Source organism: Lysinibacillus sp. LZ02 (genome assembly GCF_050613145.1).
In the GTDB taxonomy this organism is placed as follows: Bacteria; Bacillota; Bacilli; order Bacillales_A; family Planococcaceae; genus Lysinibacillus_B.
This window is the reverse complement of record NZ_CP192507.1, coordinates 133,056-148,411: the sequence shown is the minus strand read 5'-3', so window position 1 is coordinate 148,411 and position 15,356 is coordinate 133,056. Positions and strand designations below refer to the sequence as shown.

General features: G+C 34.4%; 12 protein-coding genes. 5 read left to right on the top strand and 7 right to left on the bottom strand.

Features of this window, described 5'->3' with window-relative positions; all coding sequences use genetic code 11:
• Position 1: 1 nt before the first annotated feature.
• The 4 genes from ACQQ2I_RS00670 to ACQQ2I_RS00655 all read left to right on the top strand — a co-directional run bounded on the left by ACQQ2I_RS00670 (position 2) and on the right by ACQQ2I_RS00655 (position 3,118).
• The gene (locus tag ACQQ2I_RS00670; protein WP_431028642.1) at positions 2 to 973 is read left to right on the top strand and encodes a hypothetical protein; all 972 of its coding nucleotides are present in this window, start codon (positions 2 to 4) and stop codon (positions 971 to 973) included.
• 591 nt (positions 974 to 1,564) lie between these two features.
• Positions 1,565 to 1,828, top strand: coding sequence for a hypothetical protein (locus tag ACQQ2I_RS00665; protein WP_431028641.1), 264 nt, complete (start codon positions 1,565 to 1,567; stop codon positions 1,826 to 1,828).
• Positions 1,829 to 2,039: 211 nt separating this feature from the next.
• Positions 2,040 to 2,330, top strand: coding sequence for a helix-turn-helix domain-containing protein (locus ACQQ2I_RS00660; RefSeq protein ID WP_431028640.1), 291 nt, complete (start codon positions 2,040 to 2,042; stop codon positions 2,328 to 2,330).
• Between the two features lie 182 nt (positions 2,331 to 2,512).
• Complete coding sequence (locus ACQQ2I_RS00655; protein ID WP_431028639.1) at positions 2,513 to 3,118, top strand: hypothetical protein; 606 nt, start codon at positions 2,513 to 2,515, stop codon at positions 3,116 to 3,118.
• A 313-nt stretch (positions 3,119 to 3,431) separates the two neighbouring features.
• On the opposite strand, the gene ACQQ2I_RS00650 is transcribed toward ACQQ2I_RS00655, so the two are convergent.
• Together ACQQ2I_RS00650 and ACQQ2I_RS00645 are read right to left on the bottom strand one after the other, a co-directional pair.
• Complete coding sequence (locus tag ACQQ2I_RS00650) at positions 3,432 to 3,686, bottom strand: hypothetical protein (RefSeq protein ID WP_431028638.1); 255 nt, start codon at positions 3,684 to 3,686, stop codon at positions 3,432 to 3,434.
• 92 nt (positions 3,687 to 3,778) lie between these two features.
• On the bottom strand, positions 3,779 to 5,623 hold the full coding sequence (locus ACQQ2I_RS00645) for a hypothetical protein (RefSeq protein WP_431028637.1): 1,845 nt from the start codon (positions 5,621 to 5,623) through the stop codon (positions 3,779 to 3,781).
• Positions 5,624 to 6,350: 727 nt separating this feature from the next.
• Here ACQQ2I_RS00645 and ACQQ2I_RS00640 point away from each other — a divergent pair.
• Positions 6,351 to 7,076, top strand: coding sequence for a M48 family metallopeptidase (locus ACQQ2I_RS00640; RefSeq protein WP_431028636.1), 726 nt, complete (start codon positions 6,351 to 6,353; stop codon positions 7,074 to 7,076).
• A 56-nt stretch (positions 7,077 to 7,132) separates the two neighbouring features.
• On the opposite strand, the gene ACQQ2I_RS00635 is transcribed toward ACQQ2I_RS00640, so the two are convergent.
• From ACQQ2I_RS00635 to ACQQ2I_RS00615, 5 genes are read right to left on the bottom strand one after another with little or no spacing between them, the layout of a single operon-like run.
• Positions 7,133 to 9,073, bottom strand: coding sequence for a DUF262 domain-containing protein (locus ACQQ2I_RS00635; RefSeq protein WP_431028635.1), 1,941 nt, complete (start codon positions 9,071 to 9,073; stop codon positions 7,133 to 7,135).
• 39 nt (positions 9,074 to 9,112) lie between these two features.
• Positions 9,113 to 12,040 carry a type I restriction endonuclease subunit R gene (locus ACQQ2I_RS00630; protein WP_431028634.1) on the bottom strand — a complete coding sequence of 976 codons (2,928 nt, stop codon included), beginning with the start codon at positions 12,038 to 12,040 and terminating at the stop codon, positions 9,113 to 9,115.
• A gap of 24 nt (positions 12,041 to 12,064) precedes the next feature.
• Positions 12,065 to 12,517, bottom strand: a complete 453-nt coding sequence (locus tag ACQQ2I_RS00625) for a hypothetical protein (protein WP_431028633.1) — start codon at positions 12,515 to 12,517, stop codon at positions 12,065 to 12,067.
• 23 nt (positions 12,518 to 12,540) lie between these two features.
• Complete coding sequence (locus tag ACQQ2I_RS00620; RefSeq protein WP_431028632.1) at positions 12,541 to 13,749, bottom strand: restriction endonuclease subunit S; 1,209 nt, start codon at positions 13,747 to 13,749, stop codon at positions 12,541 to 12,543.
• Positions 13,749 to 15,248, bottom strand: a complete 1,500-nt coding sequence (locus ACQQ2I_RS00615; protein WP_431028631.1) for a type I restriction-modification system subunit M — start codon at positions 15,246 to 15,248, stop codon at positions 13,749 to 13,751. Before ACQQ2I_RS00615 ends, ACQQ2I_RS00620 begins: the two co-directional genes overlap by 1 nt.
• Positions 15,249 to 15,356: the final 108 nt, after the last annotated feature.

Genomic DNA, 15,356 nt, shown 5'->3' with positions numbered 1-15,356 from the left:
AATGAAAACAAAATTACACAAACAACAAATAGCAAAGCAAAATTACCCCATCCTATATGCTGTTTATCATCTAGGTAAAGGCATTCTTTGGCGCTCACAGTTAGCGCAATACATGAGATATTTTTGTGGAATGTCCGATACTAATCTATCTAGAGCGCTAGGAGAACTTGTGGATGCTGATATTCTCGAAATCCATCGTCATCTAAATCGTCGGATTATCCGTATTAAAAAATATGGCATCTATTTTTTAACTGGTTTAAATCGTGAAGAAACACCTAGCATTACATTTAAAATGAGTAAAGCTTTAAATAGTGCCTACATTAATAGTGTGTTGTTATATAACCTACTCGATAAGGAGCCATCACTACTTACTTTAGAAACTTTTGTAAAAGCCATTAAAACTAACACAACATTTTTGAGCAAGCAAAAGCAATCACATCATATTTTGCTGAATCTGTTACAAAAAGTGCCTTACAAGCACAATTGGCGTAGCATTAATAGTCACTATGAAAAACTCGATACTATACAAAAACAAACAACGGCAAATCTACGCTGCCTTGAACTTCCAGAAAGCCACGAAATAGTTTCTGAATTTAATTTAAACTCAATTCAGGCACGTAATATATACATTGGTGACTGGCACTGTTCCCAAAACCACAATGAGATTAGTAACAAAATAACATTGCACGGTCCTGTTATTTACATTCTTGATATTAACCACAAATATAACAACATTAAAAAGTTAGATAATCTATTAACGGAAATTCGAAATTATTTGCAGGATATATTGGATTTTCCTCCAGGATTGATTATTCGATACAAGCTTATAGTTGAAGATGCTCATAGGGAAGCATATTATCATAACAAAAAACATTTCGAAGTACTGCTAGATAATCACTATCTCGATGAAATTGAAATATTAAATTTAAACATTGTTAATGAGGTTTTTGCAGGAATCACAATTTTAAAATAATGAGAATTTCAGCTTTTGCATGCAATAAGCAAATCTAAAAAAGTAGCCAATACAAAAAATCATTCAAAGAATTACAAATTCAATTCATCACACTAATATTTTAACCCAAGGATACATTACTATTCTTGGTTTTTTCTTTGAGGAGAGCTAACATAATGTGCATTTATGGGAAAAATAGAAATTTCAATTTTTTCAAAAAACGGACATAGGTACGCCAAAAAAATCACAACAGGCACATGGTACGCAGAAGATATCACAAATGGCGATTTAATAGACTGCAAATCCCCCCTTTGTTTGCCATTTCACATCACAAAAAATTTTTAATTTAACAGAAAGCATCGCAAATCAGCCATACTCTTTGGTCAAATTCGAGGTAACCTTTTCGCTAAAAGGTAAAGTTCTATACTCGTATAAGCGTTCCATGTCTGGCTTTATAAAGTTTTCATCAAGTGCCGGCGAGTATTGAAAACCCCGTACAATTATAATTTCTTTAGTATTAACCCATTCTCTATTACAGTATTAAAATAGCGTTATATCTTCCTAACTTTTGCATACAATAAGCAAATTTAGAAAATAGGAGTTGTTATCAACATGATGAATGGACAAGAAATTACAATTGTACTAAGAGCTTCGCATTTAGCTCGTTTAAAAACAATTCAGGAGCAATTATTAACTCAACTAAACGGACGAGATGAAAAAAACTATAATTATATTGAAAAAATCCCTTTAGAATCACTAGCTACGATATGTTTCACACTCGGGTTATCAAGCAAATCACTTATAAAAGAACTAGAGCGTACAATCTCTCTCCATGTACTTTTTAGTGACATTCAAAATAGGCAATCAAATTTTTAGTGCTGTATTAAACATAATGTAGACCTAAATAAAACCTAGTTAAATCCTAATGGAATATACAATAGCATGTTCTTTTCTGAACATTACTTATCAATTCCAATAGCAGTAGAGGTTATTTATATTATATATAGTTCTCTATTAAACCCTATTTAATTTTGCTAATAATCTTAAATAGGATTAATTTCATCAAAATTCAAACGGAGAAAATAAAATGACAACAACTATGAGCATAGCAACAATTGTCCGAACATTAAGAATCGACCGTAATCTTTCATTACGAGATTTGGCAGCATTATCTGGCGTTACAGCATCATATCTTTCAAGGATTGAGAACGATATTAAACCTAATATTACAATTAATGTACTATCATCTTTATGTCGTGCATTAAAAGCAGACCCTAAACTGTTTTTGGATGATGATTTACAGAAAGTATTGGTCCAGCCGATAGATTTCAAGGATTTTTCTTATTACAAGAGATTTATCACGAAGGACGAAAATTAACTCTCGAACAAAAACAAAAAATCGTTGAATGTATTCCAAATTTAATTTAATTTAATAAAGCACTGGTACATCAACCCAAGGATACATTACTATTCTTGGGTTGAATCTTTCTTTAAATCAAAAATCTAATTAGAATATTATTGTATATAAATATATTATGCTGATTTTGGAGGGTATTAAACATGAAGAAAGTAGCACATATTGATGAATTAGTAAGAAAAAAATTAAGTTCTAGCTTTCGATTAACCGACCATTATACGCATATCAGAGGCTACCACGGCTGTAGACCTTTAAATTTAGAAACTTACTACAAATCTGGCATAAGGAATTTAATGAAAGAAGAGGCTCTATCAGAAACACTTATTAGATTAAAAAGTGCACTTATTTCTAACGAAAAAATCATTGAAGTATTCGATAAAATATTCGAAGAAAGCGAGGGGATTTGGTTCACTGTTTCAAAGGATGAATTACTTAATAACGCCGGACATTACATGATTTATGGCAGCGAAGCTCTTCAAGAAATAGCAGCAAAACTTTTACTCCACGATTCTCTCAAACACCATGGTCTTCCTACTATCTTTTCAATGGATGTACCAATAAAAAAAATCACTCCATTCTGGCTAAAAGTATTAGAAGAGAACATTCTAAGTCAAAACTGCTCTGGAGGATATAAAACCATATGTGCAATAGCTCCAGATGAAATTGTAGAACATTATCACCCAAAGAAAATAATAGACTGGCATAACGGTGGCCAAGAATACCTATTTAAGAAAGTTAATATTAAATAAGAATATTAACAAGTGACAGACTATAGATACGTTAGAAAAATCACAATACGTACTTAGACACGTAGAATAAATCACAAATTGAATTGAAATATGGAGATAGGTACGCAAAAATAATCACAACAGACTAAAATAACTGGACATAGATACGTAAGAAAAATCACAATACGCATATAGGTACGTAGAGAAAATCACAAATTAATTTGAAATACGGAGATAGGTACGCAAAAATAATCACAACAGACTAAAATAACTGGACATAGATACGTAAGAAAAACTACAACAACTCCTGTCGTTAATTGACAGGAGATTTTTATTAATTATTGGAGACATTCATTAAAACTTCTAGACACAGTTCTTTTAAGGTAACTTTATCTGTTTGATACTGTTTTGGATAAATGGCATGCTTTGTTAAAACATGCTTCACATCATCACTATGATAAACTTTGTATTCCCCACACCCACAGAAGATATCTGTCCATACTTCATTTGTTTCAATATCTATCATTACAGCTGCATGTTCAGCCCAATTATAATCCTTTACTGCTTCATCTAACCCTTTAAACACCATTAGCACGACCACCTTTCTAATATTTATATATTAATTATATTAAGAAAATAATAATTTAATTCTCGAAAGTGGTCGTACGATTGTCGAACGATTTAGCTCGCAGTTATTAAAGATTGTTCTGCATTTATCTCATGATTTGTTGTATTTAAATATATTTCATTTGTTAGCATATATGATGTATGCAATACATTTTGATATTTTTCCGTTACTTTTTCGATAAATCCTTTCTCATGCATTCTACTTGTTAGTTTAGATAATGCTGATTGGTCCCGCTTGCCCAATTCTTTAGTTAAGTGCTTTTGACTTGCAATACATGTACCACCTAAAGGACCAACCATTTTTCGCATCAACAAATATACTTTAAGTTCACTATTAGTTGCTTTCTCCTTTAGTATATTGGCTAAGTCTAACGGTATTAATGTAAAACCTGCTGATTTTTCAAAAAATGGAGTAAGATAATAAATATCTCTTTCACCTAATCGATTGTTCCCATTTTTTTTCGATAACAATTTATGCTTTACTAGTGCTGGAATATTTTTAATAACCGTTGACCTTGAAAGCCCCGAAATTCGTTCAATCTCCTCTAATGTATAGTTCTCCACTTTTTGTAAAGTGTGTGCTAATTTCAATGTAAAATATATTTTAATTGCAGAGTCAGGAAGCTCGGCATAATTATCAAAAAGTGAATTCGGAATAATAATATTGGATTCTTTTTTGTATATACCAATATCGATGTATCCATATTCTTTCACCAATTTGGGCATATCCTTGCTACTATAAGGGTATTTTTTATAATCATATAAGCGCTCAACTTCTTGTTTTATAAAATCCGCACCCAATGCGGGATTACATCGGGAACCCCATATAATCATAATTTCTTTTAGCTGCACCTTTGTATAACCCAAAGTTTTAGCAAAAAAGTTAAGTAAGAAGTACGCTGTGTTATTCCTAATTCCTTGCATTGCACCCAATAACATTTTTTGGACGGCATTGGGTAGCCTTTCAAACGGTATCATTGGATATAACTTTTTGCCGATTTCTACATCGGCAAATTCAACTTTACGCTGTACCTTTAATATTTCCTCCTTTGTTTCTAATTTTTGTGAGCTCTCTACTCCGACTGCACTCTCTATTAACGGCATAATCTGTTGATTATCATTGCTAGGGATTACATCCGTTAATGTATTTATCTTTGCAAAGACATCTACAACGTCGTAGCGTTTTTCTGTAAAACAAGCCACACCTACAGGAATAACACAGTTCTCATTCTCAATGTAATATTTATTGTTTTTATCCAACGACTTACAATTAAAAGTGTACGGCAATCTCATCACCCTTGCTGCATCTACAATGGCTTCATCCACCTTAAATCCTTTTTGAATAAGCAGTGTGGTAAATTTCCTTAAAACCTGCTTGTCGTACACCTTCTTTTTTAGCAAAATTATAGATTGGTAGCCATGACCAGAGTAGATATCAATGGTCTCAATCCCTAAATCTAATAACTTTTGCTTTTCTAATTCAAAATCCGCTTTAGAAATATCATCAAAATCCATAACTAATACTTGAGTCGACAGAGCATTTTCTTTATTTATCATACCCGCCCTTCTTTTTTTACCATTAGAATTTTTAACTTCTAAATCGTATTTAAAAGCAAATACACTGTAATATACGCAAAAACCTTTGCCATTTATCAACTGAAGAAACTCTTTTAAGCTATCTAAATCTTTTTGCATTAATCGCCAAGCATTAAAACTTTTTATGAAACGAGCATTTTTATCTCTTTTGAGTGGACGTAATTCAATGCAACCATCTTGCCAATCGTCCTCATTTAGAAATGGATATATCACTTTTAAGAAATTGCTAATTTTTTTAACTTGTTTTTCAATTTGTTTTTCATTAAATACTGGTAATTTCATTGGTTTTGTTGTTTTAAGCATCTATATTAATACCTCTTTCAAACTTGTTAGAGGCATCATATCTTATAAATTAAACTTTGCGGACGAAAAGAGGTCGTACGATTGTTCTACCATTTTTTTGAATTACTTTTATGTTGCATTCCCTTTTTATAAATCTCAAAATTAATTTATAAAACACAACAACTGCTGCACCTTTAAACATATAAAGCGTTAAGTTTCTAAATATCAGTTGTTGCATTACATTTCCTTTTACGGTGTAATAATTCATCAAACATGATATATACATCAACAACTTAGCTGTTTTCAATTGCACTGTTGATTTTGAAAGTTAATTAATTCGCTAATTTTTAATTTCAACAACAGCAACAAATGTTGACTTTTCGTTGCACACGCTATATAGGTATTTGTTGCACAGAATTGTAACATTTTAAATTTATGTAGGCATTACATTATTACACGTAGAAGTTGGTTTCATCACGCTCTATTAAATTTATTTTTTATTCACTTAACTTATATTTCCTTAAGCCCCCTTCCTCTCTCCCCCCCTTGCTGTCTTATTATTACTATGGTTTTTTAAATTCCAATTTGGTAAAACCCTTTTGTAACAAGGTTTTACGGTTAGTCATAGGTTATGATAATTTCATATTTAATTAAAACTGTTTCAAATAATTTTTTATTAATTTTTAATAACAAGTGAATTAATAAATTCATGATAAAATGGAATTGAGATTTTGTAGGAGGGATTTTTATGTACAGCATTCAATTTGGTAAAGACATCATCCCTTATACAATCAAATGGAGCGAGCGACGCAAAACGGTTTCGATTAGTGTGAATGCAGGTGGTGTCTCTGTTACTGCACCAGCAGATGCCTCAATAGATAAAATTAAAGATATTGTTTATCAAAAGGCAACTTGGATTCGAGCTCAACTTTTTCATTTTAATGAAATGAAGAATGACAGTCATCAGCGCTTATTTTTATCCGGAGAAAAGCTACCGTATTTAGGCAGACAATATCGACTTAAAGTGATGAAATGTGCAAATATATCGCACCCTTCCTTTAAATTTCAACAAGGTACATTTTTCGCTATGTTGCCACAACATATAACAGAGGAACAGCATCGTAATACATTATTACCTCTTTATGAGCAATGGATTAGAAAGAAAGGCGAGGCATTCGTACGGAATCGCATCACGCGCTTTACAGTAAAGCTACAACAGGACCCGAGTGCGATTAAGATTAAAGACCAGCAACAGCGCTGGGGAAGTTGCACAGCAAATGGACAGGTTCTTATCAATTGGCGCATACTACTTGCACCCGTTTCAATTGTTGATTATGTATTAGCGCATGAACTGGCACATTTAAAATATATGGACCATTCCAAAGAATTTTGGGATACATTAGGGATGCTCATTGGGGATTACGAGGAACGGAAAGAATGGCTGCGGGTGAATGGCAAGACTTTATATATTTAAAAATACCGTGTCTACACTACGCTTATATATCGTTGTGTAGACACGGTATTTTAGGTTTATAACTTTGCTAATTGCTCAATAAAATCTAGATGTAATAGTTTTTCTTTATCTTCGATAATAATATCCCAACGTTCTTCCATAAACTCTAATAATATAATTCCACGTTCTAAAATAGTCTGTGGTGTCCATGATGTATACTGTGATACTGCAATTTCGCTGTACGAACCATTTATAAAACCGAAGTAACTACCATCTGTTCCTCGTCTTTTCTTTTTGTCTTCAAAACATTTATTTTGCAAACTTGAATTTTTAGATTGGGAAATAACAACTAAATTACCAAGGGAATGTAGTATATTGAACTTTTGCTTATCCGAATAGCCTTGTAAAGTATCTGCCCAACATTTTTCTCCGCTTTCTTGAGGCAGGATATGTTCAATGCTGTCTTTTTTCACAATACTATCCCAACTAACCTTTGCTTCTCCTTGTGCAACAGCTTTTAAGTGTAACTCATATTCATATAAAAAATATTTTAAACCGTTCCAACTGTAGAACCCACTACCCTTTTTATATTGGTCAGAAATAAAATCTACAAATTTATCAATATCAAACCAGCCATAATAATATTCATCATCTTCTCCATCCGTCAAGTTATCAATATCTTCAATAATGGATTGGAGTGACAATGAATTTCTATCGTGGTAAAAATCATTCGCTAATCGATAAAAATGATTATTTTTTGTATTCGATGTTCTTCTTGTTAACCTAAATACAAGGAACTGGAATCGTTCCATACTTTTCAAAAGTTGAACAATTTCATCTTCTTCAAACTCCTTATTTAAGGTTGCTAAAATTAATGGACCAAATGCTCCATAGCCTAATCGATTTAATTTGAATAGCCATTCCTTCAACTCTATTCCATATGGTGATAAGCCGGGATTAAAGATATAAAACCATTTTTGAATACTTTTATGAATACTGTCTATATAGTTTTTAATTTCACTAAAACCTATTGTAATATCACGATTTTGGTGCAAAATGTTTTTGGGTGTGAAATAATCATTTAATAAAAAATCTGCATAAGCTTCTGAAATACTTCTGTCATATTTAAAATACATTATCCAATGATTTCTTAAAAAATTGTCATCACTTAAAGGATTATATTTATTTTTCCCTAAATATTCGTACACAGTTTTCCAAACATCATTAATTTCCCTACGTAATTTCGCTTTATCATCTTCATCTTCTTGTAAAAGTGTTGTTAAATAAATTAATCTATTTTTTAGAAGTTCTAATTTAGATAATGGTTTACCACGATTATTCATCGTCTCAAAAGTAATAAAGACATCTAAATCATCATCAATTTCATATAAGTTGAATTTAAGGTTATTTACTACTTTTCTATAAATTAAAGCCAAGTCTTGCTTCGAAAAATTTTTTAGCTTCTTTTCGAAAAAGTCTTTTGCACGATTTAAATTTGCTGTATATAACGTTTCTTCTGGAACACTTGAGGCTGTAATAGAAGCTTGATTTAAGATTTTAGTTTTAAAAAATTCATCGCTTGGGTTATCTTTTTCATAACCAAATACAAAAGACTGATATTGCCCTGATTTTTGAAATAAGAAACGCTTTAGTAAATCTCTTTTTTCCTCAAAATTAATCTCTTCATCATCATTAAAGCGACTTAAAATTGCATTAATTAACATAATAACTGTCGTTAATCTTTGCTGTCCGTCGATTACATAATAGGCCTTCATACCTTTATTCAGCATCCATAAATCATCTTGCCACTTTTCTAAGTGCTCGACCGACTCCCTTTTAATACTTTCGACAGTAATTAAGCCAGTGTAGTGCTTTTTATCTTCTTTGAGATTTTCAATATCCTCCCAAAAATCCTCAAGTTGTTCTAATTGCCATGCATATCCACGTTGATAATCTGGAATTCTATAAAAGCTATTATTAAAAATTTCATTTAAAGTCTTTAATTCATTATTAGCCATTCGAATTTCCTCACTGTGTTATTTACTAAAAATAATTTATCATTTCTTCCCATACTGATTCTCCGCCAATGCTACAAAATATCCTGTTAGCATCGACGCATCGCTCATCGACATTTTTTCTTTGAGCAGCTTAACCTTTAAATCAGCCGTCAGCTTACGCTTAAAATCAGTTTTGGAGGACCAATCACTAATCGGTGAAACAGTCTCCTCTATAAAATGATGCACGTTAACAGCAATTTCTTTTAAATTGTATGATTCACTTTCTTCATGTACCTCAAGGAGCTTGTTGTAATATGGCTCTTGCAGGCTCGTTAAGCCACTTTCTGTCTTCCCGCTAACTTTGGTCACGATAGCTTCTCGCGCCTCTTCTAGCTTCTCTAATAGCTCAAAAATGGTCAGTTGACGCTCCTTATACTTTTCAATAAGCTGCTCGACCTTTTCTTTTAGCGATGTATAGAACACTTTATCTTCATCAAGGCGAATGGAGATTTCTTTCTTAATCGCATGTTCCATTTGAGCAGCCTTTGTTTCAGGCTTCGTACTCTTTTCGATTTCCTCTTTAAAAGACACATCTAAAATCGAAACTGGGTCACGTGCATCAATACCCTCTGTAAACAAGTAATTCTGCACAAGACGACGTACCTTTTCGCCGCACTCTGAAATATCCATCCCATCATCAATCGCAAAACGAGATTTCGCGAGCTGGCGAATAGCTCCTAGACGCTTTAAGTCTCCCGTAAAACGCTCCGCTTTTGGACTTGGCAATACTTTATCCATACTTTGCGCAAAACGCTTATACGCACTGTCAAAGTCTGCACGAACGTCTTCATCTGTTAAACGCAGAATCGCTTCTTCTAAATCAGCTGGCTTTACACCGTCAAAATAACGTAGTGCTGCACGATGACGTTGCTCTAAACGGGGTAGTTCATCATCAATGGATTGCAATGCACCTTTAACATCATTGGCGCTAAAAATCTCTAGCGCTTGGTCTAAGAAACGAGAAACACCAAAATAATCGACAATTAACCCATATGATTTATTGTCATCGTATCTACGATTTGTTCGAGCAATGGCTTGTAGGAGATTGTGCTCTTTTAATGGCTTATCTAGATACATAACCTGTTCAATAGGTGCGTCAAAGCCTGTTAATAACTTGTCACACACAATCAGCATCGCTAACTTATCTTCGTCCATTGGCTTTTTGAAACGGGCAATTAAGTTCTTCTCTTCCTCTTTAGAAATGTGATATTGTCGCATTTCCTCCGAATCATTTTGACCAGCAGAAAAAATAACTGCTGTTTCAAATTGACCCGCCGCAAACTCATCAATAAGCTTTTTATATTCCACTGCTGCATGTCGAGAAATGGCTACAACCTGTGCCTTATAGCCATTCATTAAGATTTTACTTTCGTAATGACGTACAATATCCAGTGCGATTTCACGCATACGGTCTGGCGAAGTGAGCAATAATTCATCGTTTACGTATTTTTGTTTAATTTTCTCGCGTGTGTCTTCATCGTACTCGTGGAACGAACGGGAGAACAGCTCATCTAGTGAATCACCTTTTACATGCAAGTTCGGTAAACGTGATTCATAAAAAATAGCTACTGTTGCACCATCCTCAACCGCTTGTTCAATCGTATATTTATCAATGTAAGCGCCGAATTTACCTGTTGTTGAACGTTTTTCCTTTTCAATTGGCGTACCAGTAAAACCAATAAATGTAGCATTCGGTAACGCTTTACGCATGTTCATAGCTAAACCTTTATATTGTGAACGGTGCGATTCATCTGTCATAACAATAATATTTGGTGATTCCGAGATAACCGGGAACTGCTTATCATCGTCCCCTTGGAATTTCTGAATAAGTGTCATCACCGTACTGCCTGCACCTTTAGCTAGCTGCTGCTTTAAATCTGCAACAGAAGTAGCTTGTGTTGGGTTCGGAAAACCCGATTGTGTAAAGGTCGCTGTAATCTGCTCATCTAAATCTTGACGGTCAGTGACAATAACTAACATCGGGTTTTGTAGCTTCGTTTGACGACGGAGCTTCATTGCTAAATATACCATCGTCAGCGACTTTCCTGAGCCTTGTGTATGCCAAACAACACCGCCTCGATGTGTCGGTTTCTCTTCCGTTAAAATGCGGTCAATCGCCTTATTTACAGCACGATATTGCTGATAACGTGCTAGCTTTTTCACTTTGCCATCAAAGACAATAAAATTACGCATTAAATCAAGCACTGCCTCTTTACGAAGCATCCCCGCCACTAACACTTCTTGAGCTCGCGTAGTGCCTACTTTCTCTAATGTTAAAGGATATGGGTCCTTCCATAAGCCATAATGCTGCGCCTTGGCAAATACCGTTCCTGCTCTTGCTCGGTCGCGACTTGTAACAATTAAAATTTGGTTGTACCAAAACAGCTTGTCATTTGTTTGCATATAACGTTCAAACTGACGAACACCTTCTGGCAACTGTTTATCCACCTGTAATTTCGGGCTTTTACATTCCACTAATACAAGCGGTAAACCATTTATGTACAGCACAATATCGGGACGAATTGTGCCGTTTGCATTTTCAATACTTAACTGATTCACGACAAGGAACTCATTGTTTTCAGGTTGTTCAAAATCGAACAATGTAACAGTTTGATTTTTCTTACCGCTACCCAAATCTTGCATCACTGAAATACCTTGTCCAAATAGCCATTCAAAAATAGTTTTATTCGCATGCCAAGTATCTTCCGCTTGATGCGAAACAAACTGCTTCACTACTTTTTCAACATTAGTATCATTTAACCAAGGATTTAAAGCACGAATGGCCTTTGCAAAGCGCTGTTCAAGTACAATCGCCGCTTTAGAAGAACGCTCTGCATCCAGTTCTGGACCTTGCATATGGATGTAGCCGTAGCCCTTCAATTGTTCGATAAACGGCAACTCTACTTCGGTATATTCTAATTTATTCATCCACATTCACCTGCCAATTATCCGTTACAGCACACGAACAGAACTGTTTACCTCATCATATTCCATTATTTCTACATCGTTTGGAATGAGATGCCCGTATATACGGATATAATATTCACCTAATGTTTCATTACGTTTGTTGCTAAAATGTCTCAAAATGAAAAAGATTTTACGATATTCGGGTGGTGCTAAATGAAAGTAATACATCGCCTCGTTCCAAACGGTCAACTTAGCACTTGGCACATTATTTCCCGAAGTCCAGCGATGTGATTTACATTCAATAATAATTTTGTCTTCTGCACTACTAGGCGAGCCTAAATCAAAACGATGATTTTTCTTTTGCTCAAGTCCTATCGGTAATGCGACATCCTTTATAATTTTGTAGCCCTGCCCTGTAAAATACACATACGCAGCCTCTTCAAAATCACGCCCGATATGCGCATTACTAATTGACCCCACTCTTTGAAAATTACTCATACAAATCCCCTTTATGTTTGAACTTATATTTTCACGCGAACTTGACCTGTTAGAAGCTGTTGCATTAAACCTTTTTTCAATTCCTCATATTTTACTTTTTCCTGTTCGTAGACTTCGATTTGAGCGTCTACTGTTGAAAGAATTGAAGCGATTTTTTGCTGTTCTTGTAAAGTGGGTATAAGAGTTTTAATCTTTTTTAACTGTGCTTGATTTAACTTTGGTTGTGCACTTCCTGTTATATAATCATCGTAATCAATCGACTCTAAATAATATGTTAAATAATCAATATTAATATTTTGATTAGGCTTCAATACATGTGCATGATTATTCACCCATGTCTTTCCGTGAATCTTGAAAGCCATTGGTAATACTCTAGACCTTAAATTTTCTCCATCTTCTCCAACTAAAATTAACTGTTCTTCAAAAATATAATTATCAACCCAATCAATAACTCCCGTTGCACCATAATAAGGAATTTTTCCCGGTTTCCTGTCATTTTTTTTAATAGGTTTTCTCATCCCATCCAAAATAGTAACTATTTCTTCCAAAACATAAATATTCCATTCTAAAGGTATCTCCCCAAGCTCGGTCTGCTTAAACTCTGTATGCCCAATCCCTTTTGTTAGCAATTGCTGCATTAAACCTTTTTTCAATTCCTTTGTTTTCACAATCAATTGTTGAGTTTCATCAATTTGCTCGTCTACTGTTGAAAGGATTGATGAGATTTTTTGTTGTTCTTCTATAGTTGGTAAAATAAATTTATATGAATCCATTTCCTGCTTATTTACTTTTGGAATACCTGTTCTTGCAGAGTTTGCAGTCATAGCTTTCGTAAATCTATTATCCAAAATTAAATATAATAAATATTCCGGTATTAATATTTCTAGATTAGTTTCTATCGGATACATATCTGCACTACATAATCCACCGAACATAGGATAAGCCGCTTTAGCAAAATGAGGATTTATTTTTCCATAAAGTACATGTTTTTCATTAAATAAAAATTTGCCACTAATCAAATTTTCATCTTTAACCAAATTATATTTTAAAAGCTTCCCGCTCTCTTTTTCGATATTAGCATTCCCTATATGAGGATATTCTTTATATTTTTCTTCATTTGGGTCTACTAAACCAGAGACAATTGAGCAACAATTTTTAAATGATACTACTTCCCATTCACTCGGTATCTCCCCTAGTTCCGTCATCTTATACCCCTCACGTACTTCACTCATTAAATCTCACCTACCCCAAGCTCACGTAAGAATACATTTAACTTCGCTTTTGTCTCGTTACATTTGGCTTCGATTGTTTGTATGTCTTGTAGCACAGCTGCAATATCAATCTGCTCTTCGGCCTCCGATTTATCGATGTAGCGTGTAATATTTAAATTATAGTCATTATTTTCAATTTCTTCTAATGACACAACGCGAGCGTATTTTTCAACGTCTTTATATGCATTAAAGGTCTCTACGATTTTTAAAATATCTTCATCACGTAATGTGTTTTGATTTTTACCATCTTGGCACTCGTCCTCTGCTGCGATAAATAGGACGTTACCTTTACGTTTTTCATCTTTTTCACGATTAAAAATAAGTACACATGCCGGGATACCTGTTCCATAGAATAAATTCGATGGTAAGCCAATTACTGCTTCTAATAAATCCGTATCTGGCTGTAATAGAGCTTCACGAATCTTTCCTTCTGCACCGCCACGGAACAGCACACCATGAGGCATAACAACACCAGCCATACCATTTGCTTTTAATGATGCAATCATATGCTGAATAAATGCATAGTCTCCTGCATTTTTCGGTGGTAAGCCGTACTGGAAACGCCCATAGACGTCATGCTCTGCCTCTTCACGTCCCCATTCCTTCAGCGAGAACGGTGGGTTGGCGATTACACGGTCAAACAGCATAATTTCACCGTCTTCTACAAGTTTCGGTGTACGAATCGTATCACCCTTTTCAATGCGGTGGTCAGGTAGGTTGTGGAGCAGTAAATTCATTTTGGCAATTGACCAAGTGCCTAAGTTCTTTTCTTGTCCGTATAACGTTAAAGACTGCGGATTACCCCCTGTTGATTTTACATAGTCAACAGATTGAATAAGCATCCCGCCTGAACCACATGTTGGGTCATAAACGCGCATCCCTTCCTCTGGCTTAATTAGCTTGACGATAAGCTCTACTACTTTGGAAGGCGTGTAGAACTCGCCACCTTTTTTCCCAGCATCGTCTGCAAACATTTTAATTAAATATTCATAAGCGCGACCGAGCATATCTGGTTCTGAAAGGTTTGCATTGCGCAAATCAAGCAGCTCAAAGTGCTGTAATAATCGTTGTAGCACACCATCTGTTAGTACTTCTTTGCGATTAAAATCAATTGGCGTAAGTACACCTTCAAGCGTCGCATTTTCATTTTCAAGTGCTTCAAATGCCACGTTGATTGCTGAACCGATGTTTTCTGCCTTTGTGCGAATAACAGACCAACGTGCAGTTTCTGGCACAAAGAATTGATACTGGTCTTGGTCGTCTACCAATAGCGCACCAATTTCATCACCATGCTCTGCGATAATTTCTTCTCGTTGCTCCTCAAATACATCGCTTAAACGCTTTAAAAACAGTAAGCCGAAAATGTAATTTTTATAATCAGCAGAATCGACCGAGCCACGTAAAATATCCGCAGACTTCCAAAGATGCGATTCTAATTCTTGTAGTGTTAGTTGAGCCATTTAAACTTCCTCCATTGGAAATATTATTCCATTTATATAAATAAACAGTACCATAAAATTATTGCCGAGTGATACGACATTAAAATAGTAACTGTACACTTCTAATTT

Excerpts from the sequence above, each read along its gene's own strand:
- ACQQ2I_RS00655 (WP_431028639.1), top strand. The coding sequence starts at position 2,513 with ATGAAGAAAGTAGCACATATTGATGAATTAGTAAGAAAAAAATTAAGT.
- ACQQ2I_RS00670 (WP_431028642.1), top strand. The coding sequence starts at position 2 with ATGAAAACAAAATTACACAAACAACAAATAGCAAAGCAAAATTACCCC.
- ACQQ2I_RS00645 (WP_431028637.1), bottom strand. The coding sequence starts at position 5,623 with ATGCTTAAAACAACAAAACCAATGAAATTACCAGTATTTAATGAAAAA.
- ACQQ2I_RS00630 (WP_431028634.1), bottom strand. The coding sequence starts at position 12,040 with ATGAATAAATTAGAATATACCGAAGTAGAGTTGCCGTTTATCGAACAA.
- ACQQ2I_RS00615 (WP_431028631.1), bottom strand. The coding sequence starts at position 15,248 with ATGGCTCAACTAACACTACAAGAATTAGAATCGCATCTTTGGAAGTCT.
- ACQQ2I_RS00650 (WP_431028638.1), bottom strand. The coding sequence starts at position 3,686 with ATGGTGTTTAAAGGGTTAGATGAAGCAGTAAAGGATTATAATTGGGCT.
- ACQQ2I_RS00640 (WP_431028636.1), top strand. The coding sequence starts at position 6,351 with ATGTACAGCATTCAATTTGGTAAAGACATCATCCCTTATACAATCAAA.
- ACQQ2I_RS00665 (WP_431028641.1), top strand. The coding sequence starts at position 1,565 with ATGATGAATGGACAAGAAATTACAATTGTACTAAGAGCTTCGCATTTA.
- ACQQ2I_RS00625 (WP_431028633.1), bottom strand. The coding sequence starts at position 12,517 with ATGAGTAATTTTCAAAGAGTGGGGTCAATTAGTAATGCGCATATCGGG.
- ACQQ2I_RS00635 (WP_431028635.1), bottom strand. The coding sequence starts at position 9,073 with ATGGCTAATAATGAATTAAAGACTTTAAATGAAATTTTTAATAATAGC.
- ACQQ2I_RS00660 (WP_431028640.1), top strand. The coding sequence starts at position 2,040 with ATGACAACAACTATGAGCATAGCAACAATTGTCCGAACATTAAGAATC.
- ACQQ2I_RS00620 (WP_431028632.1), bottom strand. The coding sequence starts at position 13,749 with ATGAGTGAAGTACGTGAGGGGTATAAGATGACGGAACTAGGGGAGATA.